Source organism: Streptomyces sp. SudanB52_2052 (assembly GCF_964272415.1).
Taxonomy (GTDB): domain Bacteria; phylum Actinomycetota; class Actinomycetes; order Streptomycetales; family Streptomycetaceae; genus Streptomyces; species Streptomyces olindensis.
This window is the reverse complement of the sequence record NZ_OZ186796.1, coordinates 158,973-185,857: the sequence shown is the minus strand read 5'-3', so window position 1 is coordinate 185,857 and position 26,885 is coordinate 158,973. Positions and strand designations below refer to the sequence as shown.

Annotated in this window: 26 protein-coding genes and 1 pseudogene; 19 read left to right on the top strand and 8 right to left on the bottom strand. The window is 70.9% G+C overall.

Annotation, left to right across the window (positions count from 1 at the left end; all coding sequences use genetic code 11):
* Positions 1–32 precede the first annotated feature (32 nt).
* Both ACSUPV_RS00910 and ACSUPV_RS00905 read right to left on the bottom strand, forming a co-directional pair.
* Complete coding sequence (locus ACSUPV_RS00910) at positions 33–1,178, bottom strand: RNA polymerase sigma factor (protein WP_436949859.1); 1,146 nt, start codon at positions 1,176–1,178, stop codon at positions 33–35.
* 8 nt (positions 1,179–1,186) lie between these two features.
* Positions 1,187–1,594 carry a YciI family protein gene (locus ACSUPV_RS00905; RefSeq protein WP_037770668.1) on the bottom strand — a complete coding sequence of 136 codons (408 nt, stop codon included), beginning with the start codon at positions 1,592–1,594 and terminating at the stop codon, positions 1,187–1,189.
* 178 nt (positions 1,595–1,772) lie between these two features.
* Between ACSUPV_RS00905 and ACSUPV_RS00900 the strand changes: the two genes are divergently transcribed.
* Positions 1,773–2,141 carry a VOC family protein gene (locus tag ACSUPV_RS00900; RefSeq protein WP_436946712.1) on the top strand — a complete coding sequence of 123 codons (369 nt, stop codon included), beginning with the start codon at positions 1,773–1,775 and terminating at the stop codon, positions 2,139–2,141.
* 42 nt (positions 2,142–2,183) lie between these two features.
* Here the strand turns inward: ACSUPV_RS00900 and ACSUPV_RS00895 are convergent, their stop codons facing one another.
* The 3 genes from ACSUPV_RS00895 to ACSUPV_RS00885 all read right to left on the bottom strand — a co-directional run bounded on the left by ACSUPV_RS00895 (position 2,184) and on the right by ACSUPV_RS00885 (position 4,392).
* Positions 2,184–2,906 (bottom strand): hypothetical protein, encoded by a 723-nt coding sequence (locus tag ACSUPV_RS00895; protein ID WP_436946711.1) that lies wholly within the window; start codon positions 2,904–2,906, stop codon positions 2,184–2,186.
* Positions 2,907–3,022: 116 nt separating this feature from the next.
* Positions 3,023–4,003, bottom strand: coding sequence for a caspase family protein (locus ACSUPV_RS00890; RefSeq protein ID WP_436946710.1), 981 nt, complete (start codon positions 4,001–4,003; stop codon positions 3,023–3,025).
* Complete coding sequence (locus ACSUPV_RS00885) at positions 4,000–4,392, bottom strand: hypothetical protein (RefSeq protein ID WP_051649457.1); 393 nt, start codon at positions 4,390–4,392, stop codon at positions 4,000–4,002. The genes ACSUPV_RS00890 and ACSUPV_RS00885 overlap by 4 nt, the downstream gene beginning before the upstream one ends.
* A 196-nt stretch (positions 4,393–4,588) precedes the next feature.
* On the opposite strand from ACSUPV_RS00885, the gene ACSUPV_RS00880 reads away from it, so the two are divergent.
* The 3 genes and pseudogenes from ACSUPV_RS00880 (at position 4,589) to ACSUPV_RS00870 (ending at position 7,645) form a co-directional block, all read left to right on the top strand.
* On the top strand, positions 4,589–5,545 hold the full coding sequence (locus ACSUPV_RS00880) for a GlxA family transcriptional regulator (protein ID WP_031118517.1): 957 nt from the start codon (positions 4,589–4,591) through the stop codon (positions 5,543–5,545).
* A gap of 130 nt (positions 5,546–5,675) precedes the next feature.
* Positions 5,676–6,674: a type I glyceraldehyde-3-phosphate dehydrogenase gene (gap, locus tag ACSUPV_RS00875; protein ID WP_359794122.1), complete on the top strand. Its 999-nt coding sequence runs from the start codon at positions 5,676–5,678 to the stop codon at positions 6,672–6,674.
* A gap of 163 nt (positions 6,675–6,837) precedes the next feature.
* A pseudogene (locus ACSUPV_RS00870) lies at positions 6,838–7,645 on the top strand (class I SAM-dependent methyltransferase).
* Between the two features lie 114 nt (positions 7,646–7,759).
* On the opposite strand, the gene ACSUPV_RS00865 reads toward ACSUPV_RS00870, so the two are convergent.
* Positions 7,760–8,203: a hypothetical protein gene (locus tag ACSUPV_RS00865; RefSeq protein ID WP_436946709.1), complete on the bottom strand. Its 444-nt coding sequence runs from the start codon at positions 8,201–8,203 to the stop codon at positions 7,760–7,762.
* A gap of 483 nt (positions 8,204–8,686) precedes the next feature.
* On the opposite strand from ACSUPV_RS00865, the gene ACSUPV_RS00860 reads away from it, so the two are divergent.
* From ACSUPV_RS00860 to ACSUPV_RS00830, 7 genes are all read left to right on the top strand, one after another.
* On the top strand, positions 8,687–9,034 hold the full coding sequence (locus ACSUPV_RS00860; protein WP_037770672.1) for an STAS domain-containing protein: 348 nt from the start codon (positions 8,687–8,689) through the stop codon (positions 9,032–9,034).
* 178 nt (positions 9,035–9,212) lie between these two features.
* A complete protein-coding gene (locus ACSUPV_RS00855; RefSeq protein WP_382608264.1) occupies positions 9,213–9,365 on the top strand; it encodes a hypothetical protein in 153 nt (50 codons plus the stop codon).
* Positions 9,347–9,568, top strand: a complete 222-nt coding sequence (locus tag ACSUPV_RS00850; RefSeq protein ID WP_436946708.1) for an SDR family oxidoreductase — start codon at positions 9,347–9,349, stop codon at positions 9,566–9,568. The genes ACSUPV_RS00855 and ACSUPV_RS00850 overlap by 19 nt, the downstream gene beginning before the upstream one ends.
* 173 nt (positions 9,569–9,741) lie before the next feature.
* Complete coding sequence (locus ACSUPV_RS00845; RefSeq protein WP_436946707.1) at positions 9,742–11,010, top strand: aspartate aminotransferase family protein; 1,269 nt, start codon at positions 9,742–9,744, stop codon at positions 11,008–11,010.
* The gene (locus ACSUPV_RS00840; protein WP_436946706.1) at positions 11,007–13,892 is read left to right on the top strand and encodes an FAD-binding and (Fe-S)-binding domain-containing protein; all 2,886 of its coding nucleotides are present in this window, start codon (positions 11,007–11,009) and stop codon (positions 13,890–13,892) included. The genes ACSUPV_RS00845 and ACSUPV_RS00840 overlap by 4 nt, the downstream gene beginning before the upstream one ends.
* Positions 13,889–15,328, top strand: a complete 1,440-nt coding sequence (locus tag ACSUPV_RS00835; RefSeq protein ID WP_436946705.1) for an NAD-dependent succinate-semialdehyde dehydrogenase — start codon at positions 13,889–13,891, stop codon at positions 15,326–15,328. Before ACSUPV_RS00840 ends, ACSUPV_RS00835 begins: the two co-directional genes overlap by 4 nt.
* 206 nt (positions 15,329–15,534) lie before the next feature.
* Positions 15,535–15,888 carry a cupin domain-containing protein gene (locus ACSUPV_RS00830; RefSeq protein WP_037770681.1) on the top strand — a complete coding sequence of 118 codons (354 nt, stop codon included), beginning with the start codon at positions 15,535–15,537 and terminating at the stop codon, positions 15,886–15,888.
* Positions 15,889–15,990: 102 nt separating this feature from the next.
* On the opposite strand, the gene ACSUPV_RS00825 is transcribed toward ACSUPV_RS00830, so the two are convergent.
* A complete protein-coding gene (locus ACSUPV_RS00825) occupies positions 15,991–16,734 on the bottom strand; it encodes an IclR family transcriptional regulator (RefSeq protein WP_436949858.1) in 744 nt (247 codons plus the stop codon).
* Between the two features lie 372 nt (positions 16,735–17,106).
* Positions 17,107–17,853, bottom strand: a complete 747-nt coding sequence (locus ACSUPV_RS00820) for an IclR family transcriptional regulator (protein WP_037770683.1) — start codon at positions 17,851–17,853, stop codon at positions 17,107–17,109.
* A gap of 279 nt (positions 17,854–18,132) precedes the next feature.
* Between ACSUPV_RS00820 and solA (ACSUPV_RS00815) the strand changes: the two genes are divergently transcribed.
* From solA (ACSUPV_RS00815) to ACSUPV_RS00780, 8 genes are all read left to right on the top strand, one after another.
* Positions 18,133–19,269, top strand: a complete 1,137-nt coding sequence (gene solA / locus ACSUPV_RS00815; protein WP_037770686.1) for an N-methyl-L-tryptophan oxidase — start codon at positions 18,133–18,135, stop codon at positions 19,267–19,269.
* Between the two features lie 44 nt (positions 19,270–19,313).
* Positions 19,314–20,450: an N-methyl-L-tryptophan oxidase gene (gene solA / locus ACSUPV_RS00810; RefSeq protein ID WP_436946704.1), complete on the top strand. Its 1,137-nt coding sequence runs from the start codon at positions 19,314–19,316 to the stop codon at positions 20,448–20,450.
* Between the two features lie 18 nt (positions 20,451–20,468).
* Positions 20,469–21,440, top strand: coding sequence for a succinylglutamate desuccinylase/aspartoacylase family protein (locus ACSUPV_RS00805; protein WP_051649458.1), 972 nt, complete (start codon positions 20,469–20,471; stop codon positions 21,438–21,440).
* Positions 21,441–21,521: 81 nt separating this feature from the next.
* Positions 21,522–22,625 (top strand): ABC transporter substrate-binding protein, encoded by a 1,104-nt coding sequence (locus ACSUPV_RS00800; RefSeq protein ID WP_436946703.1) that lies wholly within the window; start codon positions 21,522–21,524, stop codon positions 22,623–22,625.
* Entirely contained in the window at positions 22,618–23,757 is a 1,140-nt protein-coding gene (locus ACSUPV_RS00795; protein WP_436946702.1) for an ABC transporter ATP-binding protein, read from the top strand. The genes ACSUPV_RS00800 and ACSUPV_RS00795 overlap by 8 nt, the downstream gene beginning before the upstream one ends.
* Before the next feature lie 3 nt (positions 23,758–23,760).
* Entirely contained in the window at positions 23,761–24,657 is an 897-nt protein-coding gene (locus tag ACSUPV_RS00790) for an ABC transporter permease (RefSeq protein ID WP_382609170.1), read from the top strand.
* On the top strand, positions 24,654–25,520 hold the full coding sequence (locus ACSUPV_RS00785) for an ABC transporter permease (protein WP_436946701.1): 867 nt from the start codon (positions 24,654–24,656) through the stop codon (positions 25,518–25,520). The genes ACSUPV_RS00790 and ACSUPV_RS00785 overlap by 4 nt, the downstream gene beginning before the upstream one ends.
* Positions 25,517–26,875, top strand: a complete 1,359-nt coding sequence (locus ACSUPV_RS00780) for an aminotransferase class III-fold pyridoxal phosphate-dependent enzyme (protein ID WP_031121406.1) — start codon at positions 25,517–25,519, stop codon at positions 26,873–26,875. The genes ACSUPV_RS00785 and ACSUPV_RS00780 overlap by 4 nt, the downstream gene beginning before the upstream one ends.
* The last annotated feature ends 10 nt before the right edge of the window (positions 26,876–26,885 follow it).

The following is a 26,885-nucleotide window of genomic DNA, read 5'->3' as shown; positions in this document are numbered from 1 at the left end:
AGGGCCGCGGCGGCAGGAGCCCGGCGCGACCGTCAGCGACGCAGACGGGCGTTGAGCCGGGCGGCCTGCCGCGTCAGATGCCGGCGCTCGGTGAGGCTGGGTGCCTGCTGGGCCGCCTCGGCATACAACCGTGCCGCCGCCGCGAGGTCGCCGTCGCGCTCGTGGAGGTACGCGGCCACCGCGGTGTGGCGGGGCAGTGCGGCGTCCAGCGCCGCGAGCGCCGCCAGCCCGGCCCGCGGCCCGTCGGCCTCGCCGACCGCCACCGCCCGGTTGAGGCGGACGACAGGGCTGTCGGTCAGCCGCACCAGCTCGTCGTACCACTCGACGATCTGCACCCAGTCGGTCTCCTCGGCTCTCGGCGCGTCGGCGTGGAGTGCGGCGATGGCCGCCTGGGCCTGGAACTCGCCCAGCCGGTCGCGGGCCAGGGCCGCCTGCAGGATCGCCACGCCTTCGGCGATCAACTCGGTGTCCCACCGGCCGCGGTCCTGCTCGGCGAGCGGCACCAGACTGCCGTCGGACCCGGTCCGGGCGGCACGCCGGGCGTGGTGCAGCAGCATGAGGGCGAGCAGCCCCGCCACCTCGGGGTGGTCGATGGCGGCCGCGAGCTGCCGGGTGAGCCGGATCGCCTCGGCGGCGAGGTCGACGTCACCGGAGTAGCCCTCGTTGAAGACCAGGTAGAGGACGCGCAGCACCGTGCCGACATCGCCGGGCCGATCGAACCGCACCCCGGCCAGCGTGCGCTTGGCCCGGCTGATCCGCTGGGCCATCGTTGCCTCGGGCACCAGGTAGGCCCGGGCGATCTGGCGGGTGGTGAGCCCGCCGACCGCGCGGAGGGTGAGCGCGGTTGCGGAGGACGACGTCAGCGACGGATGGGCGCACAGGAAGTAGAGCCTGAGCGTGTCGTCCGACGACGGCGTGGGCCCGGGCGCCGGCCCTTGTATGACGAGGTCCTCGCGGCGGCGGCGCGCGGCGTCCGCCCGGGCCTGGTCGAGGAACTTGCGCCAGGCCACGGTGACCAGCCAGCCCTTCGCGTCCCGTGGCGGGTCGGCCGGCCAGACGCGCAGCGCCTCGACCAGCGCCTCCTGCACGGCGTCCTCGGCCGCCGCGAAGTCGGCTCCGCGGCGGACGAGGAGGGCGAGGACGCCGGGTGTGAGGCTGCGGAGCAGGGCCTCGTCCATCGGTGAGGTCACTCCGTGATGGTGGGCGCGGTGCCGTAGAAGGGACGCACCTCGAGCCACTCGTGGATCGGCTTCCCGCCCGCCCCGGGAGCGGCCGACAGCTCCCCGGCCAGCTCGACGGCGCGCTCGTAGCTGTCGACGTCGATCACCATCCAGCCGGCGATGAGGTCCTTGGTCTCGGCGAACGGGCCGTCGGTGACCGGCGGGCGCCCCTCACCGTCGTAGCGGACCCAGGCACCCTCCGGGGCGAGCGCCTGGCTGTCGACGTACTCGCCGGTCTTCTCCAGCCGGGCCGCGAAGTCGTTCATGTACTGCATGTGCGCCGAGATCTCCTCGGGCGTCCACTGATCCATGGGCACGTCGTTGACGGCCGCCGGAGCTCCCCGGTAGTGCTTGAGCAGCAGGTACTTGGCCATTTTTCTCGTCTCCTGGGTGCTGGTGCGGCCCATTGTGGTCGCGTTCACCCCGGGGACGAAGCAGGCCACGGGTTCTCGACATCGCCGCCCGAGATTTTTTCGGCGGCTGGTTCCGCCGATGAGTTCACCGTCCTCGAACGGTCCACCCAGCGACACGACCGTTCTCGACAGGAGTGCCATGTCCACCATCCAGCCGGTGATCCTGACGGCCGACCAGGACGTCCTGCTCGCCTTCTACACGAAACTGTTCGGCGCCGAGGAGATCTTCCGGGTACCGGCGGAAGGCCCGGCCTTCTACCTCGGCCTGCGCATCGGCGACACCGACCTCGGGCTGGTGGCCAAGGCGGACCCGGGGACGGAAGCGGCACCGCGGATCCTGCTCAGCATCGCAGTCGACGACGTCGACGAGACGCTCAGCCGGGTGACGGCGCTGGGCGGCACGGTCCGCAGCGACCCCACCGACATGCCGTGGGGACAACGCGTCGCCCACATCTTCGACCCCGAGGGCAACCCGGTGAACCTCACTCAGCCGACCCCGGCCCGGTGACGCGGGGCAGGCGCTGAGCAGCTCAGGCCCGCCGAGGGCCGGTCACCACTCGCCGCTGCCCACCAGGTAGGCGATGCCGGCGAGGACCGCCAGGACCAGCGCCGGGATGGCCACACCCTTGGCGATGGAGGTCAGTGTGTGCGTCCGGCCGGCGGCCTGTCTGGTGTAGCGCTCGCGCTGTGCCGAGAGATCGTGCCGGGCGAGCGCGCCGGTGATGAGCGCTGCCGCGCCGGTGACCAGACACACGGTGAGGGAGGTGAGCGCTCCGTGGGCGCGGATGTTGTCCTCGATGTTGCCGGAGACCCCTTCGCTGCTGCGTTCCATGATGGCGGCCACTGCGCCTTCGATGGCCAGCACGAGGGTGATGAGTGCGGTGACAGCGAGGGCGAGCGCGGCGCCGGCGAGGACGGGAGCGCGGCGGGGCGGGGGCGGTCGGTCCTTTCCCGCATGGCCTGTGGTGACCCTGGGTGGCCGTGCGGGACGCGGCGGGGTCTTCGACTGGCCGATGACCGCCGCGTGCCCCGCGCCGGCCGAGCCGTGCCCGGGCTCCGCCGAGCCGTTCGAGGGGCGGGGTGCGGATCCTGCGGAGCCCGCCCCTCGAACGGCCGGGGTGATCACCGCCTCGACGTGGATGACGGACTCGTCGGCCACGCCCTTGAGCGCGATGTCGCCGGACAGGCGTCCTTCGGTGGTCGTGTCGATGTGGACCTCCAGGCCGCTGGGGGTCGGGTCGACTCGTATCCATGTCTGTTTGGGCTGGGCCACGCAGTGACGGGCCAGTGGCGGGCCGTGCATGGTCACGGATTGCTTAGGTGAGGCTGAGCCTTTCGGCACCTGACCGAAGTCCAGGTGGTCCGGGGTCGGTTTCAGGCGGATCTCGCTCAGGACTTCGGATGCCAGAGCGGCGATCTGCTCGACGTCGTTGCGCGCGACTCCTCCAGATGCTGACGCGCTCCCTCGGCCAGGGGCAGCTCGGGGTGCCGCAGTCGCTTGTGCAGTTCCAGGACCGCGCCTTGCCGCTCCAGGAACGCGTCGCTGTTCAGAGCGGCCTTCAGGGAAGGGGGCGAGGGGAGGGCGACGATTTTGATGCGGCCGTGCCGACTGTGCGCCAGATGCAGCTCCCCGTGGAGTTCGGCTGCCTTCTTGGGCCTCTGGTGGGGGTTCTGCTCTCGTACGTGTCTGTAGACGTACTCGTACAGGTCGTCCAGCGAGACCTTGCCGTCCGCGTCGATGTCGGCTTCGCCGGTTTCGAGCCCTTGGACCACGGCGTGGGTGAACACAGAAGGCCGGGGCGCGGAGTTCTCGGTGAGCCGGTTGTCCTCGAAGGCGTACTCCATCGAATCGGAGGCGGTGATGACGGCCCAGCCCCGTCCGCTGTCGGGTTCGTCCTTCGCGAACGACTCGAGGACGTTGACGTCTCCCGAAGCACGCACCGAGGCCGAGCCTTTGGAGAAGGCACCGCCGTAGCAGCAGTCGAGGAAGAGGACGGTGCGGCCTGCCCGGGTGGTCGCCATGCAGCTGCGGACGAACTGGGAGGGGACCGCCGTGGCGGCCAGCAGCGGGGGTTCGGTGTCGCTGGCGGCGAAGTACAGTTCGCCGGATTCGCTTTTGAGGCCGTGGCAGGAGAAGTGCAGCAGGAGCGTGTCGGCGCGGGTGCGCTCGTTGAAGAACCGCTGGATGCGCCGGCGCATGAGGTCGGCCGACGCGTTGTGCACGACCTCCACCTCGAAGTCGCCTATCTGCGGGTCGTGCAGCACTTTCTCGAGGGCTGCGGCGTCCTGGGCCGGGGCGTTGAGTTTCCTGAGTCCTTGGTCGGTGTAGCGGTCGTTGGCGATGATCAAAGCATGTCTGGAAGCGGTCATGGTTCGGCTCCAGCCGGGGAGTGGCGCTGGGTGAAGATCCTGATCGCTTCCGCGACCTGTTCGTCGGTTGCCTCGGATATCTCCAGGACGTCGTCGCCCATCTGCAGGTGCAGGGACGGCTGCGAGTCATGGCGGCGGCCCAGCCAGGACCGGATGACGGTGATGACCTGGTTCAGGGCGGTTGCCGAGCTGCCCAGGGTCACGAGCAGGGCGCCGATCTGCGTGACGTCCACGGCTCGTGCTCCGGGCGGGGCCTCGCCGCCGGGGAGGGCCGTGACGTCGGCGACGTCGAGTTCGAGGAGTTCCTCGCGCAGGTAGCCGGTCAGCTCGGCGACGCGCTCGGCTTCCGCGTCCTGTTCGGTGAGGAGGATGCGCAGCGTGTTCTCCACCGGTCAGCCCCTTTTTCTTGCTCGTCGGGGCGCAGAGTCGCTGTGTCGGTGGGCTCTACGTCTGTATGTACAGTTTCTGCTGCTCACAGCGGGGTGGCAAGTCGCCCCAGCCGGAATGAATGTGACGGTTCAACGTTCCACGGCGCGACGAGTCCGCCGTGGGCGTGAGGCATCACGCCCCCATAGCCTCTTCCCCATGCCGTCCTCCCGCCTCCACCGCGTCGCCGTCCTCGTGCTCGAGGGCGCAAAGCCACTCGACGTCGGCATTCCCGCGCAGGTCTTCACGACCCGCGCGAGCATGCCGTACGAGGTGAGGGTGTGCGGGGCGACACCCGGCCTCGTCACCGGCGGCGACGGCCTGTCCTACTCCGTCGCCCACGGCCTGGACGCGCTGGCCTGGGCCGACATCGTCTTCGTTCCCGGCTACCGGCACCCGGACCGCGACGACCCGCCGCAGCCCGTCGCCGACGCGCTGCTCGCCGCCCACGCCCGGGGCGCACGGCTCGCCGCCATCTCCACCGGTGCCTTCGCACTCGCCGCCACAGGCCTGCTCGACGGCAGACGCGCCACCACGCACTGGCACTACACCCGCGCGCTGAAAGCCAGACACCCGCGCATCCAGGTCGACGAGAACGTCCTGTTCGTCGACGAGGGCAGCGTGCTCACCTCGGCCGGCGCAGCCTCCGGCATCGACCTGTGCCTGCACATCCTGCGCGGCGACCTCGGAGTGGCCGCCTCGAACCACGCCGCCCGCCGCTTGGTCGCAGCCCCCTACCGCAGCGGCGGCCAGGCCCAGTACGTGCCACGCAGCGTCCCCGAACCGCTCGGCGAGCGCTTCGGCGCCACCCGAGAGTGGGCACTGCACCGGCTCGGCGAACCCCTCACCCTCGACCTGCTGGCGCAGCAGGCCGGGGTGTCGGCGCGCACGTTCTCCCGCCGCTTCGTCGAGGAGACCGGCTACACGCCCATGCAGTGGGTGATGCGCGCCCGCGTCGACCTCGCCCGCGAACTGCTGGAGCGCTCCGAGCGCAGCGTCGAACAGATCGCCGCCGACGTCGGCCTCGGCACCGGCGCGAACCTGCGGCTGCACTTCCAGCGCATCCTGGGCACCACCCCGAGCGAGTACCGACGCACCTTCACCCGCGGCGAATAGCCGTCGCGAATTGCCGTCACGAACAGCGGTGGCGAGAGTGGCGAGATCCTTTTGAACCGTGGCGATGGCGCCACTGTCGGCGGCGCGGCCCGCGCGCGAGCCTGAGGGCGAAGGGAAGGGGACATCACCTATGACTCGCATCGCCATCAACGGATTCGGCCGCATCGGACGCAATGTGCTGCGCGCCCTGCTGGAGCGCGACAGCACCCTCGAGATCGTCGCCGTCAACGACCTCACCGAGCCCGCCACGCTCGCCCGGCTGCTCGCCTACGACAGCACGGCCGGCCGACTCGGGCGTCCGGTCACCGTCGACGGGAACGCCCTCGTCGTCGACGGCCGCCGGATCACGGTACTGGCCGAGCGCGAACCGGCGCAGCTGCCCTGGGCCGAACTCGGCGTCGACATCGTCGTGGAAGCCACCGGCCGCTTCACCTCCGCCAAGGCCGCCCGCGCCCACCTCGACGCCGGCGCCCGCAAGGTCCTCGTCAGCGCACCGTCCGACGGCGCCGACGTCACCCTCGCCTTCGGCGTCAACACCGACGCCTACGACCCCGACCTGCACACGATCGTCTCCAACGCCTCGTGCACCACCAACGCACTCGCCCCGCTCGCCAAGGTGCTCGACGACCTCGCCGGTATCGAGCACGGGTTCATGACGACGGTGCACGCCTACACCCAGGAGCAGAACCTGCAGGACGGCCCGCACCGCGACGCCCGCCGCGCCCGGGCCGCCGGAGTCAACATCGTGCCGACCACGACCGGCGCCGCGAAGGCGATCGGCCTGGTGCTGCCGGGCCTGGACGGCAAGCTGTCGGGCGACTCGATCCGCGTACCGGTGCCGGTGGGCTCGATCGTCGAACTCAACACGACCGTCGCCCGCGACGTGACCCGCGACGACGTGCTCGCCGCGTACCAGGCCGCGGCCACGGGGCCGCTCGCCGGCATCCTGGAGTACTCCGACGACCCGCTCGTCTCCTCCGACATCGTCGGCAACCCCGCCTCGTCCATCTTCGACTCGGCCCTCACCCGGGTCGACGGCCGTCACGTCAAGGTCGTCGCCTGGTACGACAACGAGTGGGGCTTCTCCCACCGCGTGATCGACACCCTGCAGCTCCTCGCCACCGGCTGACCGGACGCCGGGAACACGGCCAGGCACGCGCGCGCAGCGACTCCGCGGCCTGGCCGGCCCTGCCGCTTCGGACACCAGCGTCAGGGGCGCGGATCCAGGGGCGTAGCGTCTCGACCGTCGGTTTGTTGTCGCGCACGTGGTTGTCCCAGGGAGGGGACGAGTAGTGCAGACGGCGTTTGACGAGTCCGAGCGGCGGGCGTGGGCGGGGCAGGCCGATGCCTATGCCGCCGGTTTCGCCGAACTCTGCGCGCATCCGGTGCCTGTGCTCCTCGACGCCGCCGGGGTCAGGGAGGGTGTACGGGTCCTCGATGTCGGGACGGGCACGGGCAGCGCCGCCGCGCGCGTGTGAGCGGGGAGCGCAGGTGACGGCTGCGGATGCCGAACCCGGCATGGTCGCCCGGGCCGCGCCGGCGGCTCCGGAGGCCGACGTGCGGCTGGCCGCTCTGCCTCACCTGCCGTTCGCCGCCGACGAGTTCGATGCCGTGGTCGGCAACTTCGTCCTCAACCATGTCGGACGGCCTCGGGAAGCCCTGGCGGAGCTGCGTCGGGTGACGCGGCCGGGCGGGCGGATGGCCGTCACCATCTGGGCGGTCCCCGCGGCCGCCGGGCAGGCCCTGCTGGGCAGGGCGGTCCAGGCGGCAGGTGTCGTGCGTCCGGCTCACCTGCCGACCCTCGCTCCCGAAGACGACTTCCTCCGTACGGAACAGGGCTTCGCCGCGTTGCTCGGTGAGGCGGGGCTGACGGACGTCGTCTGCGATTCCATGACCTGGGACCACCGGACGACGCCTGAGGAGTGGTGGAGCGGACCGGCCGCCGGAGTGGCCACGATCGGCCAGGTCCTGACGAGTCAGACCCCGGTGGTCATCGCCGAGATCAAAAGCCACTACGAGTCGCTGTGCGCGGAGTTCGCCGGTCCGGACGGCGAACTGATCCTGCCTCACGCGGCTCTGATGGCATGGGGCCGGGCGTGACTGCGCACCCAGCACGCGGAGAAGGCTGATGTGGAGGGCGTCCCGTGCAGGGAGGTACACGAAGCCCGTCGCCGACGGAGACCGGCTCGCCGCGCGCTACGGCTCCGCCCGGTGCTACACGTCGGCGACGAGAAGCCGGTAGCCGACATCGAGTGTGTCGCGGTCGAGCAGGTCGGCGTGGCGGCGGTGCCACCGGCCGGAGGACAGGTCGTCAGCCAGCCGGGTCAAGCCGGGCTGGATGACGTCGTCGCTGGTCTGGGCGAACAACGAGATACCGGCCCGGACCCGCGGATAGAGGTATGCCTCGGGTCGGCGCCAGAAGGCGGCGAGGAATCCGTCGGTGCAGTCGTGCGGGACGGGGACCGTCTCGATGCGGGCACCTCCCAACAGCGTGACCAGCCGGTCGACCGCGACCGCTCGTGTGTCGTCGAACGCGGCTGCCTCCGGCAGGTACTCGTCCAGCAGCCAGAACCTGTGGTTGATGTCCGGGTCGATGCGGCGGAGTTCGCCCATGCCGGCTTCCAGGTCGCTCCAGTGGTGCACGGTCAGGAGGGCCATCACCGCATCGGCCGCCCCACGTTGATCACGGTGGTGGCACCACCGAGGGCTTGATGGATCCTGGCGGCGATTCGGGGGTCCGGGCGCCGGGTGTCGGCGTAGGTCGCCCCGATGCTGTCATAGGTCGCCACACCGCAGTATGCCCTTCCCGCGACCCCGGAAAGAGCCCGCAGTGTCGCCAGTTCCCAACGTCACACTCTGCGAGTCGATCACGGTGGCCACTGCTCGGGGGCCTTTGGCCATGGTCGGCGCCAAGGCCGGTCGCGGGCTTCACACAACATCCCCCGCGCAGCCAGTCGTGGTCGCCGGCGCATCTGTGTCACGGTGGGAAGACAAGGAGACCGGTCGGCACCCCGATGCCGGCCGGTTCGGGGGGTTCGGGCGTTGCCCCGTCCCGGGCACCCGACCTCCGCCATCGTCGTGCACCCCCTGGGGTGTCGCGTCTTTGGGCTCACCAACCCTCGGAAAGGGGGGCGCGCCCGCATGAACATCACCACCACCATCGACGGCACCTCCGCATGCATCTCCCCGTGCGGTGAAATCGACTTCGACACCCTGCCCCCGCTGCGCGCCGCCGCCGACGCACTGCCGCCGCAGGTGACCGACGTGCAGTGGGACCTGACCCGCACGCCCTTCATGGACGTAGCCGGCCTCCACCTTCTCTTCGCCCCCCACGGCAGCGGCCCGGAGCGCCGGACGACCGTGGCGGGACTGCGCGCCCAGCCGCTGTGGCTGCTGCTCACGGCGGCCGACGCGGATCCCGCCGTCTTCGACCTCTCCCGCCTGCTCCCCGACATAGCCCCGCCCGGCTTCCGGCCCGCGGCCCCGTGAGAGGCGCGGCACGGCTCTCCCCGAAACGGCTCCCCGGGCCGGTTCCCACCCGCAACCAAGGTGCGACCGGGCCTCTGCTCAGCCCTTGCCTCATCCCTGCTCGCCTGCCTCACCATCTGCCTACTCGATGAAGTTCTTGAACTCGTAGTACGCGGCGGCGAAGGGCAGGATGCGGTCCATGCTCAGGCCGACAGGCCGCCCCGGCGACCTGTACGTCGCCGGAGACCTCAACGACGAGGCATTCGTCGAGCCCCAGAAGGTGCTCGACAGCAACCTGCTCGGCGCGTTCCTGGTGATGAAACACTTCGCGCCGTGGTCGCCCCGGGGCTGACCGCCCTCCCGACCGTCGAGGCGGTGATCCGGCGCAGCGCCGACCCCGAGGCCTACCGCCGCGAACGCGAGACCCAGATCCCGCTCCAACGCCTCGCCACCCCCGAGGAGATCGCCGACGCCGTCCTCTTCCTCGCGTCGTCGGAGTCGTCGTACATCACCGGAGCGGTCCTCCCCGTGGACGGCGGATACACCGCCTTCTGAACGCCGCGCCGAGGCAGGGGCGCTGCCCCGCCGCGACCCGCACGACCCCCCGAGGCTGACACATCGTCCGGATGTCGCGTCCCGTCCGGACAGATCGCGCGTTGGCGCACCCCCGGGCCGTGGACATGCTCGGGATACCGCAGGAGACCGAGCACCGAGGCCGGGAGACGAACATGACCGCACTGTCGCCGCACCTTCGCCAGGCCACGCCCGTGGTGGCGGCCCGGGGCGAGGGCGTCCACCTCTTCGACCAGGACGGCCGCCGCTACCTCGACTTCACCGCCGGCATCGGCGTCACCAGCACCGGCCACTGCCACCCCAAGGTCGTGGCCGCGGCACAGGAGCAGGTGGGCACGCTGATCCACGGCCAGTACACGACCGTCATGCACCAGCCGCTGCGCAGGCTCGTCGACAAGCTCGGCGAGGTGCTCCCGCCCGGCCTGGACAGCCTGTTCTTCACCAACTCCGGCAGCGAGGCCGTCGAGGCGGCGCTGCGGCTGGCCCGCCAGGCCACCGGCCGGCCCAACGTCATCGTCTGCCACGGCGGCTTCCACGGCCGTACCGTCGCCGCCGCCTCCATGACGACCTCCGGCACCCGCTTCCGCTCCGGCTTCTCGCCGCTGATGAGCGGTGTCGTCGTCACCCCCTTCCCGTCGGCCTACCGCTACGGCTGGGACGAGGAGACCGCGACCCGCTTCGCCCTGAGGGAACTCGACTACACCCTCCAGACGATCTCCTCGCCCGCCGACACGGCCGCGATCATCGTCGAGCCGGTGCTCGGCGAGGGCGGCTACGTGCCCGCGACCCGTGCCTTCCTGGAGGGGCTGCGGGAGCGGGCGGACCGCCACGGCTTCCTGCTGATCCTCGACGAGGTGCAGACGGGCGTCGGCCGTACCGGCCGCTTCTGGGGCCACGACCACTTCGGTGTCACGCCCGACATCCTCGTCACCGCCAAGGGCCTGGCCAGCGGCTTCCCGCTGTCCGGCATCGCCGCCTCCGAGGAGCTGATGACCAAGGCGTGGCCCGGCTCGCAGGGCGGGACGTACGGTGCCAACGCCGTCGCCTGTGCCGCGGCCTGCGCCACCCTCGACGTCGTACGCGACGAGAAGCTCGTCGAGAACGCCGAGGCGATGGGCAAGCGGCTGCGCCAGGGCCTGGAGGCGGTGGCCGACCGGACGCCGGGCATCGGCGACGTGCGCGGCCTCGGCCTCATGCTGGCCACCGAGTTCGTCACCGAGGACGGCAGCCCCGACCCCGAGACCGCCGCCCGCGTGCAGCGCGCCGCCGTCGAGGAGGGCCTGCTCCTGCTGCTGTGCGGCGCCTGGAACCAGGTCGTCCGCATGATCCCGGCACTCGTCATCGACGAGACGGCGGTGGACGAGGGCCTCCAGGCATGGGCGACCGCGGTCGAGGTCGGCACATCGGGAGCGGCACGGCGATGACGGACACCACCACGGCCCTGGAGCCGCTGGTCGCGCGGCTCGCCGAGACCGCTCCCGGCCTGCGGGTGGAGACCGGCCCCCGCTCCACCGGCCTCTACGCCTACGACGCCTCCAACTACCGGGTCCCGCCGAGGGCCGTGGTCTTTCCCCGCAGCGCCGACGACGTCGTCGCGGTGCTGCGGGCCTGCCGCGAGGCGCACGTTCCCGTCACCGCGCGCGGCGGCGGCACCAGCATGGCGGGCAACGCGGTCGGGCCGGGCGTCGTCCTGGACTTCTCCCGGTACATGGACCGGATCCTGGACATCGACCCGGTAGCGCGCACCGCGCGCGTCGAGGCCGGCGTCGTCCTCGACGCGCTCCGGTCCGCGACCGCCCTGCACGGGCTCACCTTCGGCCCCGACCCGTCCTCGCACAGCCGGTGCACCCTCGGCGGCATGATCGGCAACGACGCCTGCGGCAACCGGTCGGTGCGGCACGGGCGCACCAGCAGTCATATCGAGGCGCTGGAGATCGTGACGGCCGACGGGGTGCGGGCCGTCGCCGACCGCTCCGGACTGCACCCGGTCGACCCCGGGGACGCCGACCACATCGCCCGCCTGGAAGCGGACGTACGGCGCCTGATCGAGGACAACCTGGCCCCGGTCCGTACCGAGCTGGGCCGGATCCCGCGCCAGGTCTCCGGCTACCAGCTGCACCACCTGCTGCCGGAGAACGGGTTCGACATGGCCCGCGCCCTGGTCGGCACCGAGGGCACCTGTGCGGTCGTCACCGCAGCGACGGTCCGCCTGGTGGCGACCGCACAGGCTTCCACGCTCCTCACCCTCGGCTACGACGACGTCGTCGACGCGGCCGAGGACGTCCCCGAGATCCTGCGCTGGAACCCCACCGCCGTGGAAGGCATGGACGAGGCGATCGTCGCCACCATGCGCGCCCGCCGCGGCCCCGACTCCGTCACCGGACTGCCCGACGGGCGGGCCTGGCTCTACGTGGAACTCGACGGCGACGACCAGGCCACGGTGGACGCGCGCGCCACCGAACTGCTCGACGTGCTCAAGGCACAGGGCCGGATGACCGGCGGGCGGGTCGTGGCGAGCCCGGCCGAGCGACGCTCCCTGTGGCGGGTCCGCGAAGACGGGGCCGGGCTCGCCGCCCGCCTGGTGGACGGCGGGGAGTCCTGGCCGGGCTGGGAGGACGCGGCGGTCGCGCCCGAGAACCTGTCCGCCTACCTGCGCGACTTCCGCAAGCTGCTGGCCTCCCACGGGCTGACCGGCGTGCTGTACGGGCACTTCGGCGCGGGCTGTGTGCACGTGCGCATCGACTTCGACCTGACCACGAACGACGGCCGGACCGCCACCCGCCGCTTCCTCACCGAGGCGGCCGCGCTCGTCGTCGCGCACGGCGGCACCCTGTCCGGCGAGCACGGCGACGGGCGAGCCCGCGGCGAACTGCTGGAGGTCATGTACAGCCACCGGCTGATCAGGGCGTTCGCCGCCTTCAAGGAGGTCTTCGACCCCGAGGGGCTGCTGAACCCCGGCGTCATCGTGGCCCCGGCCCGCCTCGACGCCGACCTCGCGCTGCACACGCCCGCCGACGTGCTGCCCGTCGAGACCCTCTTCACCTTCCCGCACGACGAGGACGGCTTCGCGGGCGCGGTACGCCGCTGCGTCGGCGTCGGCCGCTGCCGCAGCGACGCGGGCGGCGTGATGTGCCCGAGCTACCGGGCCACGGGGGAGGAGAACGACTCCACGCGGGGCCGGGCCCGTCTCCTCCAGGAGATGGTGCGGGGCGGAACCGTCCAGGACGGCTGGCGCTCGACCGAGGTCAAGGACGCCCTCGATCTGTGCCTGTCCTGCAAGGCGTGCTCCAGCGACTGCCCGGTCGGCGTCGACATGGCCACGTACAAGGCGGAGTTCCTGCACCAGCACTACAAGGGCAGGTTCCGGCCCCGCTCCCACTACTCGCTGGGCTGGCTGCCCCTGACCTCCGCGCTCGCCGGATACGCCGCCCGCGCGGTGAACGCGCTGCTGCGCGGACCCGTCGGCAAGCTGCTCGCCCGCCTCGGCGGCGTGACCACCGAGCGCAGGATCCCGGCCTTCGCCTCCCGGCGCGCGCTACGCCGGGCCCTGCGCACGGCGAGGACCGGTGAACCGGCGAAGACCCTCCTCTTCGTCGACAGCTTCACCCGCGCCTTCCGCCCCGAGGTGGCCGGAGCGACGAGCCGGGTACTGGCCGACGCGGGCATCCCCTGCACGGTGGAGGAAGGGCTGTGCTGCGGCCTGACCTGGGTCAGCACCGGCCAGCTGTCCGTCGCGCGCCGCATCATGGCCCGTACGGTCGCCCGGCTGGACAACGGCGACGACCGGCCCATCGTCGTGGCCGAGCCCAGCTGTGCCGCAGCGCTCAAGCGTGACGTGCCCGAACTCCTGGGCACCGGCGCCGCTCGTCGCGTCGCGGCCCGTGTCCACACCCTCACCGGGGCCCTGAACGATCTCGCCGCCCCCGGCTGGACGCCACCCGAGCTGCCGGACGACGTCGTCCTGCAGACCCACTGCCACGAGTACGCCACCTTCAAGGGCAGCCACCCCCGCGACCTGCTCAGCCGTCTCGGCGTACGCAAGGTCGACGAGGCCGAGGGCTGCTGCGGACTCGCCGGGAACTTCGGCTTCGAGGCGCAGCACTACGACACCTCGATGGCCGTCGCGGACCTGGCCCTGAAGCCGCGCCTCGACGGCATCGACCGGGACTCGCCGACGGTCGTCGTGGCCGACGGCTTCAGCTGCGCCACCCAGATCGACCACCTCGCCGGTGACCGAGGCGTCCGCGCCCTGCACCTCGCGGAACTGCTCGACCCCGCCGCAGATCAACCAGGAGGAACCTCATGACCGACACACCCACGCAGTTGTTCATCGGCGGTGCCTGGGTGGACGCCGCGGACGGCGCCACCATGCCGGTCGACGACCCCGCGACCGGCGAGGTCCTCTGCCATGTCGCCGACGCCGGCCCCAAGGACGCCAAGCTCGCCGAGGACGCGGCCGTCCAGGCACAGGAGGAGTGGGCCCGTACGGCACCCCGGGTGCGCAGCGAGATCCTGCGCCGCGCGTACGAGATCATCATCGAGCGCACCGACGAGCTCGCCCACCTGATGACGGCCGAGATGGGCAAGCCGCTGGCCGAGGCCAGGGGAGAGGTCGCGTACGCGGCGGAGTTCTTCCGGTGGTTCTCCGAGGAGGCCGTCCGTATCGACGGTGGCCTCGCCACCCTGCCGGACGGCCGCAACCGCATGCTGCTCTCCCGCCGCCCGGTCGGCCCCTGCCTGCTGATCACCCCGTGGAACTTCCCGCTGGCCATGGGCACCCGCAAAATCGGCCCGGCCGTCGCGGCCGGCTGCACGATGGTGCTCAAGCCGGCCCCGCAGACCCCTCTGTCCAGCCTGGCTCTCGCCGCGATCCTCAAGGAGGCCGGGCTGCCGGACGGCGTGCTGAACGTCGTCACCACCTCCCGTGCGGGGGAGGTGTGCGAACCGCTCCTGCGCGGCGGGCGGATTCGCAAGCTTTCCTTCACCGGCTCCACGGCCGTCGGGCAGCTGCTCCTGGCCCAGAGCGCGGAGGCGGTCGTGCGGACGTCGATGGAGCTCGGCGGGAACGCGCCGTTCATCGTCTTCGAGGACGCCGACCTGGACAAGGCCGTGGACGGCGCGATGGTCGCCAAGATGCGCAACATGGGCGAGGCCTGCACGGCCGCCAACCGCTTCTTCGTGCACCGGTCGGTGGCTCAGGAGTTCGGGCGGCGGCTGGCCGAGCGGATGGGCGCGCTCGTCGTGGGCCCCGGTACGCGTGACGGTGTCGATGTCGGCCCGCTGATCGACCGGGCCGGACGGGCCAAGGTCGAGGAGCTGGTCGCCGACGCGGTGGAGCGCGGTGCCCGGGTGCTCGTCGGCGGCCGTACGCCCGAGGGGCCGGGCTGCTTCTACCCGCCGACCGTGCTCACGGATGTCTCGGCCGAGAGCCGGCTGATGGACACGGAGATCTTCGGTCCGGTCGCCGCGATTCTCACCTTCGACGACGAGGACGAGGTCGTCCGCCGCGCCAACGACACGCCCTGGGGACTCGTCGGCTACGTCTTCACCGAGGGCCTGGACCGCGCCCTGCGCGTCAGCGAGCGCCTGGAGGTGGGCATGGTCGGCCTCAACACGGGCCTCGTGTCCAACCCGGCCGCACCCTTCGGCGGCGTCAAGCAGTCGGGACTCGGCCGCGAGGGCGGCAGGGTCGGAATCGACGAGTTCCTCGAGTACCAGTACCTGGCGGTGCCTGTGCCATGACGGCGGTCATGCCTTGACCGCGCCGCATCACGCACCGTGACGAACCTCCCCCGTACCCGGTTTCCACGCCGCCGGGCACGGGGGACGGCCATGCCCTCTCCTCAGCGACGGCCTCGGCAACCAGCGCCTCCAGCAGAGTCTCAAGCCCAGGCCCATGGGGCGACCGAGGCCGCGGCTACCAACTTCTCACGCCCGAAAGGAAAGACATGTCGCTCCTGAAGACCATCGACACCGATCCCTCCTTCGCGCCGCACGAGTCCGGCCCGCTCCCGGAACGCCTGATTTCCGGCAACCCCGCCTTCAAGACCTGGGCCCAGGACGTCGCCCGTGGGGAGGCGATCCATACGGGCGTCTGGGAAGCGACGCCCGGCGAGACGCGCTCGATCAAGGGTGAGACCTTCGAGTTCTGCCATATCCTCGCCGGCGTCGTCGAGCTCACGCCGGACGGTGGCGAGCCGGTGGTCTACAAGGCAGGCGACAGCTTTGTCATGAAGCCGGGCTTCGCAGGCGTCTGGAAGACCATCGAAACCGTGCGCAAGATCTACGTGATCGTGAAGTGATGCCGACGCGCGACGCCCGCCTCCCGCAGGGAGGGGGCCGGACCCGTCCGGGTGGGAAACGCGGCCGTCAGCCGGGGTGAGTACCCGGAGCCGGGACAGCCGTCAGGCCTGGTGTCGGGCGGTGATCTCCGCCGCCGTCTCGGCGACCAGCCGGCCCAGCTCGGGCAGTCGGCCGGGCTCGAAGCGGGAGTCGGGCAGGGAGACGGCCACGGCGGCCAGCGGCACGCCGTCGCCGTCCAGGACAGGTGCCGCGATGGCGCAGACGCCTTGAAGGTACTGGTTGTGGTTGACGGCGTAGCCGCGCTTTCTGACGCGCTGGAGCTCCGACCGCAGCTGCACCGGGTCGGTGATGGTCTCCTCGCCGTAACCCTCCAGCGTGCCCGCGGCGACCTCGTCGACGTCGGCCTTCGCCAGATGGGCGAGGACCGCGTGCCCGGAGGCCGTGGCGTGCAGGGGCGAGGTATCGCCGATCGCGTGGAAGGTGCGCACGGCGTGGTCGCAGTCGACACGGTCGACGACGACCATGCTGTGCAGGGCATCAGGCACGGACAGGTGGATGGTCTCGTTCAGCACGTCACGGAGCCGGATCATCGGCTCCCGTGCGGCGGCGAACAGGCTGGAGCCCTGCAGGGCGGCGGGTCGTACGGCCAGGACGCGGGCGCCGATCTCCCAGCGCGTGGTGTCCTTGCGGTTCGCCCGCAGCCAGCCGGCCTCGTTGAGCGTGAGCAGGGTGCGCTGCACAGTGGACTTCGGAAGCCCGAAGATCTTCGTCAACTCCCCCACGGTCACGGGCTGATGCTGCGCGACCGCCTCCAGAACCCGCAGCGACCTGGTGACGCTCTTCATCTCCATTCGGTGCCCCCTCAGATCTGTGGAGTGCCTGTGTCACCTCTTGACTCCCTTGCGAAGCCAAAGGCATGATCGTGCCAGATGGTAGCACATCGTTCCACAATGCGGCACACTCGCATGCTCCCGGGGCGTCCGATCACCGGACCGGCCTTGAGGGGTGATGGGAGTCCCGATTCCCCGCGGCGATGGACAGCGGTAGTGCGCTGACCGTGCCTACTGCGCCGCGTGGTGCGGCCGCCCTGTGCCCGAGCCGTCTCCCCCCGGCCGGGCACAGGGCACGGCTGCCGTGACATGGGCAGAGGGGCGGCTCGCGCGCTGACGCGTGTGAGCCGCCCCTCGTCGGCGTGGCTGCGGACCGCCGCTTTCCGTTCAGGCGCCCAGGCGGCGCCGTGTGATCTCCGCGGCTGTGTCGGCGACGAGGCGGCCCCACTCGGGGACGCGTTCATCGTCGAACCGCGACTCGGGCATGGAGATGGCCACGGTGGCCAGAGGCGTGCCGTCCTCGTCCAGTACGGGAGCGGCGACGGCGCAGACGCCCGGCCGGTACTGGTTGCGGTTGACCGCGTACCCGTCGGCGCGGATGCGGTCCAGTTCGGCGTGCAGCTCTTCGGGGTCGACGGGGGTCGTGTCGCTGAAACGCTCCAGCCCTCGCGTGATGAGTTCGTCGACGTCCCGCCTCGGAAGGTGAGCGAGAACGGTGCGTCCGACGGCGGTGGCGTGCAGGGGAGAGGTGTCGCCGATCGTGTGGAAGGTGCGTACGGGGTGGTCGCAGTCGACGCGGTCCACCACGACCATGCACTGCAGGGCGTCCGGTACCGACAGGTGGATGGTCTCGTTCACCGTGTCCCGGAGGCGAACCATGGGTTCACGGGCGGCGGCGAACAGGCTGGAGCCCTGCAGGGCGGCGGGTCGTACGGCCAGGACGCGGGCGCCGATCTCCCAGCGGGTGGTGTCCTTGCGGTTGGCGCGCAGCCAGCCGGCCTCCGCCAGCGTGACCAAGGTGCGCTGCACGGTGGACTTGGGCAGTCCGAAGAGCTTCGTCAACTCCCCTACGGTCACGGGCTGATGCTGGGCGACCGCCTCCAGGATTCGCAGCGACCTGGTGACGCTCTTCATTTCCATCCGGTTTCCCCCTGTTAATCCTCGAAATTTCTGCTGGACACCCTCTTGACTCCCCTCTGAGCCACTGCCATTCTCTGTGCCAGATTCTAGCACAGCATTCCACAATGTGGCACGGCTCCAAGAGGGTCCCGCCGAAGTGAGCCGGACTGCGAGATGCGGCGGTTGTGAGCCGCAGGACCCCACAAGGTCCGGCTCCCGCCCAAACTCTCTCGAATCGAACAGCCTCACGCTGAGGGCCCAGCATGCGCCTCGGCGATACGAAAGGAAAGTCCTGTGTCAGCTGCCAGGAAGCGCGTCGCCGTCGTCGGCGTGGGAACGATGGGCAGCCAGGCCGCCTGGCGGCTGGCGGCCCGTGGCGCCGAGGTCGTCGGATACGACCGGTTCGCCCCCGGCCACGACCGCAGTGCCGCCGGCGGCGAGTCCCGGATCTTCCGCAGCGCCCACTTCGAGGACTCCCGGTACGTCCCGCTCCTCAAGCACGCCGACACCCTGTGGGAGCAGCTCCAGCAGGAGACCGGCCGCGAGCTGCGCCGCCTGACCGGGTGCCTGCTCATGGGGCCGACCGAGCACCAGCAGATGGCCACCGTCCTGCAGTCCATCGCCGAGCACGGCCTCGACCACGAGGTGCTCGACGCCGAGGCCCTGGCCAAGCGCTTCCCGCAGTACCGGATCGAGGACGGCGACGCGGCAGTGCTCGACCGCCGCGCCGGTCTCATCCGCCCCGAACTGACCGTCCAGACCGCCGCCCGACGCGCGGAACAGCTGGGGGCCGTGATCCACCGCTATACGCCGGTGCGCGAGGTCACGCCGGTGAGCGGCGGGGTGGAGATCCGCACCGACACCGGCAGCGAGCGCTTCGACGCGGCCGTGGTCACCCCGGGCCCCTGGGTCAACGACCTGCTGCCCGCCCTGCCCTGGGAGGTGCAGATCCGCCGCATCATCAGCGCCTGGTTCGTGCCCACCACCGACGCCTGGTTCGGCGAGGAGCGTCCCGCGTTCATCCGTACGGCACCGACCCACTGCTACGGCCTGCCCTCCCCGGACGGCATCTCGGTCAAGCTCGGCCTCTCCCAGGCCCTGCACCGGCCGGCCGGCGACCCGAACCAGCTGGACCGGACGGTGCAGCCGGAGGAGCTGGAGATCTTCGCCGACCTGATGGGCCGCTACCTGCCGGACCTCAACCCCGACCCGACCCGTCTGGCCGTCTACATGGAGGGCTACACCGGCAGCAGCCGCCCGCTGGTCGGCCCGCTGCCCGGCGCCGAGAACCTGATCCTGCTCGCCGGCTTCTCCGGCCACGGCTTCAAGCTCTCGCCCGCCTTCGGCGACATCGCCGCCGACCTCGCGCTGGACGGCTCCTCGCCCCAGCCCATCGACTTCATCTCCACCCTCGACCGCACCGCGGCCTGACCCCGCCCCGACCACCGTTCGGTACATCCGGCAAGGAGAACCACATGGCCACGAGGAAACGTGTCGCCGTCGTCGGCACCGGCACGGTGGGCAGCCAGGCCGCCTGGCGGCTGGCGGCCCGTGGTGCCGAGGTCGTCGGATACGACCGGTTCGCCCCCGGCCACGACCGCAGTGCCGCGGGCGGTGAGACCCGGGTCTTCCGCAGCGTGCAGACCGACGACGGCCGCTATGTGCCGCTCGTCCGGCACGCCGACGCCCTGTGGGAGCAGTTGCAGGCGGAGACCGGGCGGGAGCTGCGCCGCCTGACCGGGGCCCTGGTCATGGGGCCGGCCGACCACCCCGAGATGCGTACCGTCAGGGACGTCGTCGCCGAGCACGGCCTCGACCACGAGGTGCTCGACGCCGAGGCGGTGGCCAAGCGTTTCCCGCAGCTTCGCGTCGACGACGGCGATCTGGTGGTCCTGGACCGTCACGCGGGCTTCGTCCGCCCCGAGCTGACGGTCCAGACCGCGGCCCGGCGCGCCGAGGAACTGGGCGCCCGGATCCGCCGCTACACCCCGGTGCGGGAGGTCACCCCCGTCGCCGGGGGAGGCGTGGAGATCCGCACCGACACCGGCGCGGAGCGTTTCGACGCCGCGGTCGTCACCCCCGGCCCGTGGGTGGGTGACCTGCTGCCCGGCCTGCCGTGGGAGGTGAGCGTCTACCGCGCGATCAGCGCCTGGTTCCTGCCCCATGAGGACCAGTCGGCGGATGCGGAGCGGCCCGCCTTCATCCGCCGGGGCGACGTCCCCTTCTACGGCATCCCGTCCCCGGACGGGATGACCGTCAAGCTCGGCCTGTCCCAGGCCCACCACAAGCCCGTGGATGACCCGAACCGCCTGAACCGGACCGTCGCACCGGAAGAACTGGAGACGTTCACGGAGATCGTGCGGCGCCACCTGCCCGGCCTGAACCCCGACCCGGTACGGCTGTCCGTCTTCATGGAGGGCTACACCGACAGCACCCGGCCGCTGGTGGGCCACCTGCCGGGCTGCGAGGACATCGTCCTGCTGGCCGGCTTCTCCGGCCAGGGCTTCAAGCTCTCGCCCGCCATGGGCGACATCGCCGCGGACCTCGCCCTTCAGGGCCGCACCGCCCAGCCGATCGACTTCATCACCACCAACGGCCGCATCGCGGCCTGAGCTCGAACGAGGTAAGACATGACCCTGACCATCGGCCCGCTGCGGGCCGAGCCCGGCCAGAAGACCCGCGGGACCCTGCCCGCCGACCTCGGCTCCACGACGGCCCAGGTTCCCGTGATCCTCGTCAACGGGTCCCGTCCCGGCCCGAGGGTCGTGATCACCGGTGGCGTTCACGGCGGCGAGTTCATCGGCGTCGACGCCACCACCCGCCTGGCCGGGCTGCTGGAACCGGACGAGGTCGCCGGCCAGCTGGTGATCTGCCCCGTGTCCAACCCCCCGGCCGTCTACGGGGGCAGGCTCAACATCTCCCCGCTGGACGGCGTCAACATCAACCGCGTCTTCCCCGGCGACAAGGACGGCGGCCCCACCGACCGCATGGCGGCCTGGCTCTTCGAGCACCTGATCGACGGCGCCGACGCCTACATCGACCTGCACAGCGGCGGCATCGACCAGCACCTGCTCGACTTCGTCGGCTACCGCCTGACCGGCGACGACGAACTGGACGCGAAGAACAAGGCGATGGCCCACGCGGTCGGATACGAGCTGGTCATCTTCGGCACCAGCCCGGACGGCGGCAACAGCCACGCCGCGGCGAACCGGCAGGGCATCCCCGCGATCCTCGTCGAGACCGGCCAACTCGGCGACCGCGACCCCGCCACCGTGCGCAGGCTCCTCGACGCCCTCTACCGGATCCTGCACCACCTCGGAGTCATCGAGGCCCCGCAGGACCTCGCACCGGTGACCGTGCAGCCGCGCGACTGGATCTGGACGGGCGAGGTCGTCTCCCCGGTCACCGGTCTGTGGTACCCGGACGCGGTCACCGGTGACGAGGTTTCCGAGGGACAGACCATCGGCCGCATCATCGACCCGGTCGACGGCACCGAGCACAAGATCACCGCCACGGCCACCGGAAAGATCATCTACGGCATGAACGGGCTCTCCGTCCGCCCCGGCACGGAGCTCGCCGCCATCGCCGTCCCGCACCACTGACGGGCCGCAGGCCCGCCCGCTGACTCCACCCCCTACCCCCCAGAGCTGGCCCCCCATTGCGCTACTTCCAGGAGATTTGTCATGAGTGATGCCCAGATCGGTCGTAGAGCGCTCCTGCGCGGAGCAGGCGGCCTCGCCGCCCTCGCCGCTCTTCCCTCCCTGGCCGCCTGCGGCACCGGCACCAGCCGTGCCCAGGCCGGCGGCGGCAAGGGCGGCGGCAAGACGGTCGTCGTCCGTGACAGCGGCGGTTCCTACGGGGCGGCCCTGCAGAAGGCGATCTACACGCCGTTCACCCAGGAGACCGGCATCCAGGTCAAGGTGCTCAACCTGGACGACGCCCCGCTGCTGGCCCAGATCAAGCAGGGCCGCCCGCAGTGCGACCTCATCAACAACTCGATGATGTCTCACTACAAGTACGTCAAGCAGGACGCGCTGGAGGCGCTGGACCTCGACCGGGTCAAGAGCGTGAAGAGCGCGAAGATCCCCGAGAACCAGATCACCGACCATGCCGTCGGCAGCAGCTTCTACGGCGCGTGTATGGCGTACCGCACGGACGCCTTCGGTGGCCGGAAGCCGGAGTCGTGGGCGGACTTCTGGGACACCAAGGCGTTCCAGGGCGGTCGTTCGATGTGCAACCCGGACGGTGACCTGCCGGAGCTGGAGTTCGCGCTGTTGGCCGACGGCGTGCCGATGGACAAGCTGTATCCGCTGGATGTGGACCGGGCCTTCAAGGTGCTGACACAGCTGCGGGGGGACATCAAGAAGTTCTGGGACAGCGGCCCGCTGCCGGGTGTGCTGCTGAGCCGCCAGGAGGTGACGATGTCCACCGTCTGGGACGGCCGGATCGCCGATCTGCAGAAGCAGGGCGTCCCGGTGGAGCGGCAGCTCAACGGCATGCGCCGCCAGTTCCAGGGCTACGCCATCGCCAAGGGCGCGGCCAACATAGACGCCGCCTACCAGCTGATGGACTTCTCGCTGCGTGCCGAGAGCCAGGCCGCCCTGGCGAAGGCCTTCCCGTCGAACCCGTCGTCCCCGCTGGCCTACGCCAAGCTCACCGAGGACGAGCGCAACGCACTCGCCGGTGCGCCCAAGTACTACGACAAGGGTTTCGACGCGGACGTCGACTGGTGGCTGAAGAACGAATCGGCCGTCACCAAGCGCTGGTTGGAGTGGGCTCGTGGCTGATTTCGGTGTTGCCACACCGTCCGTCAAGGTGGCCGGCGGCAAGCCGGCCACCGCGACCGGCAAGTCGCTGTCGGTGGTGGCCCTGCGCAAGACCTACGGCGACGTGGTCGCCGTCGACGAGGCGTCCATGGAGATCGCCGCCGGGGAGTTCGTCACCTTCCTCGGCTCCTCGGGGTCGGGCAAGACCACGACGCTGATGATGATCGCCGGGTTCTGCGAACCCGACTCCGGCACCATCACCGTCGGGGACCGGGATGTCACCCGGCTCGCGCCGCAGAAACGCGGCCTGGGCTTCGTCTTCCAGCAGTACCTGCTCTTCCCGCACATGACGGTCGCCGAGAACGTCGCCTTTCCGCTCACCCTGCGCGGAGTGGCGAAGGACGAGATCCGTCGGCGGGTGGGGGAGACGCTGGAGATCGCGGGCCTGTCCGGGTTCGGCGGGCGTAAGCCGCGTGAGCTGTCCGGCGGTCAGCAGCAGCGGGTCGCCCTGTGCCGGGCGCTGGTCTACCGTCCGCCGGTCATCCTCATGGACGAACCGCTCGGCGCGCTGGACAAGAAGCTGCGTGACCAGCTCCAGGTCGAGATCAAGACCATCCAGCAGGAACTCGGCCTGACCGTCATCTATGTGACGCACGATCAGGAAGAGGCGCTGGTCATGTCCGACCGGATCGCCGTGATGCGCAACGGCCTGATCGAGCAGTTCGACACCCCCAGGGAGCTGTTCGAGCGGCCCAAGACGCCGTTCGTGGCGGACTTCCTGGGCGCGGCCAACTTCCTGCCCGGCCGCGTCGAACAGCATGACGGCGAGCACACCCTGGTCCGCCTCGACAACAGCGGCGGCCTGATCAAGGCGCGCCGCCACGACCTCGCCGTGGGTACCCAGGTCAAGGTCGCCGTCCAGCCGGGCCGGCTGCGAGCCTGCGCCCCCGACGACGGCTTCTGTACCGGCACCGTCGAGACCGCCACGTATGTGGGCACCCTGGTCCGCGCCGGGGTGCGCATCGACGGCGGTCAGGCACCGCTGCTGCGTCTGGAGGTCCCGGCGGGCCGGGGCCCGGTCGCGGGCGAGCGGGTCGGGATCACCGCCGATGCGGACGACGTCAACCTCTTCGCAGACGAACAGGCAGGGTGAGCCATGGCAGCCACCCTCACCGCGGGGGCCCCCGCCCGCCCGCGCAAACTCCTGGCTTCGCGCAGGACACGCGTCGGGATCCTCTACGCGCTGCCGGTCGTCGTGTATCTGCTGGTGCTGTTCGTCTACCCGATCTTCAGCACGCTGCTGCTCAGCCTGAAGGACGCCGACGGATCGTTCACGCTGCACTGGTACGCCGACGCCCTGACCGGCGTGAACCTGTCCGTCCTGATCACCACGCTGCGGATCTCCGCCGAGACGGCCGTGTTGAGCCTGGTGTTCGGGTTCGTCCTGGCCCAGGCGATCACGCGGCTCAAGCCCATCCTGGCGGGCCTGGCCATGCTGATCGTGGTCGTCCCGCACTTCGTGTCCGCCCTGGTACGCACCTACGGCTGGATCATCATGCTCGGTGACAAGGGCCTGGTGAACGAGACGCTGGCCGCCATGTCGGTCCCCGGAGCGCCGTTCCAGCTGCTCTACAACGAGCTCGGTGTGGTCATCGGCACCACCTCGATGATGCTGCCGTACACGGTGCTGCTGCTGTACGGCGTGATGCGCGGCGTGGACCGCCGCCTGATGGCGGCCGCGGCCAGCATGGGCGCCGGACGCGTGACCATCTTCCGCAGGGTCTACCTGCCCCTGGTCGCCCCCGGCCTGGCCAGCGCCGGACTGCTCAGCTTCATCCTCTCGCTGGGCTACTACATCACCCCGGCCCTGATGGGCGGACCCGACCAGACGATGATCGCCACCCTCATCAACCAGCAGGTCACTAAGGAGAACCAGTGGAACGGCGCCGCCGCGCAAGGCGTCATCCTGCTGGTGCTCACCCTGGCCGGACTGCTGCTGGTCAAGGCCGTGACCTCCCTGGGCGCCAGCCGTAAGAAGAGGAGTGCGTCATGATGGAGCTGCGCCAGAGCCTCGTCGGGCGGATCGCCCTGACCGCGGTCGCCACTGTGATCCTGCTGTTTTTGGCGCTGCCGATCGTCGTCATCCTCGTCACCTCCTTCAGCAACAACGCCTTCGCGTCGTTCCCGCCCGAGGCGTGGACGCTGAACTGGTACAAGGCCCTGTTCGCCGACGGCAGCAAATGGCCCGCCGCGCTCTCCCTGAGCGCCCTGGTCGCCGCCCTGAGTACCGTGTTCTCCCTGATCATCGGGGTGACCGCGGCGACCGCGCTGGTCCGCAGCGAACTCCCGCTGCGTTCGGCGGTCTTCGCCCTGGTCCTCGGCCCTCTGGTCATCCCGCAGATCGTCACCGCGCTCGGCCTGTTCCTGCTGTTCGAGCCCGCCGCGATGCTGGGCAGCCCTATCGCCATCGCCCTCGGCCACACCGTGCTGGCCTCACCGATCGCGGTGCTGATCCTGATCGCGACCCTGCGCGGGATCGACGAACGGCTGGAGGACGCCGCCGCGAGCATGGGCGCGGGCCGGCTCACGATCGCCCGGAAGATCACTTTCCCCCTCGCCGCACCCGGCATGATCGCGGCGGCGATCTTCTCCTTCATCACCAGCTTCGACGAGTTCTACATCTCCCAGTTCCTCTCCTCGGTCGACACCGTCACCCTGCCCGTGCAGGTCTACAACTCGCTCACCTTCGAGATCGACCCCAGCGTCACCGCCGTCAGCGCGCTCCTCACCGCCTTCGCCATCCTCGCCCTCGGCCTGGTGGCCCTGGTGCGCTGGCTCGGCTCCGGACGACAGGACTCCCTGTTGTCGGTGGAGAACACCACGGCGATCGCGGCCCCCGGAGGTGACGCCGTATGATCGCCACCGCTCAGCGGCACCTGTTGCTGAACATGACCGACAACGGCTCGCTCGCGCTGCCGGGTCAGGAACTGTTCGTCGTCCGCCGGGGAGAGGGCCCGTACGTCGATGACGCCGAAGGCAGGCGTTACATCGACGGTCTGTCAGGGCTGTACTGCTGCCAACTCGGCTACTCCTACGGTGCCGAGTTCGCCGAGGCGGCCGAACGGCAACTGCGGGAACTGTGCTACAGCCCGCTGTGGACGGGTTCCGCGCACCCCTCGGCCATCGAACTCGCCGAGCGGCTGTCCCGGATCGCCCCCGTCGACATCGAGCACACCTTCTTCTCCAGCGGCGGCGCCGAAGCCGTCGAGACCGCCTGGAAGCTGGCCCGCCGCTACCACGCCCTGCGCGGCGAGCCGGGCCGCACCAAGGCGATCGCCCGGCGCGGCGCCTACCACGGCCTGACCATCGGCACCCTGTCGTTCAACGACGACCCCGGTCTGACGGAGCCGTACGGCCCGCCGGCGATCGACACCCGGTTCGTGTCGAACACCAACCGCTTCGGCCTGGCCCCGGAGTTCGCGGACGACGAGGTGTACACGGCCTGGCTGCTCGCGGAGTTGGAGGCCGCGATCCTGACCGAGGGCCCGGAGACCGTGGCGATGCTCATCGCCGAGCCGGTGCAGAACCGGGGCGGCTGCATCACCCCGCCCCAGGGTTACTGGCAGGGGCTTCGGGCGCTGGCCGACCGGTACGGCTTCCTGCTCGTCGCCGACGAGGTCATCACGGCCTTCGGCCGGATCGGGGAGTGGTTCGGCGGGGACCGCTACGGCGCCCGCCCGGACATGGTCACCGTCGCCAAGGGCATCACCGCCGGATACGCCCCCCTGGGCGCGACCCTGGTCGGCACCAAGGTCACGGAGGTCATCAACCGGCCCGGTGAGGTCCTCAACCACGGCTACACCTTCGCCGGACACCCGCTGAGCACGGCCATCGCCCTGCGCAACCTGGACATCATGGAGCGGGACCGGATCCTGGACAACGTCCGCGTCCTCCAAGGGGACTTGGCCAAGCGCATGGCGGCCCTCAAGGACCTGCCCATCGTCGGCGACGTCCGCGGCACCGGGTTCTTCTACTCCTGCGAACTCGTCGGCGACCTCGACGACGGCGGTTTCAGCGCCGGCGCCCGAGCCGCTCTCATCGGCGACCTGATCCCGCGTCGGCTGCGCGAGGCCGGCCTGCTGGCCCGCGTCTACAACCGCTCCGCGCCGCTGGTCCAGATCGCGCCCCCGCTGATCAGCGACCGCGCTGTCCTCGACCGTATCGCCGCGATCATCGCCGGCACCCTCGCCGAGGCGTCCGCCCGCATCTGATCCATGTTTT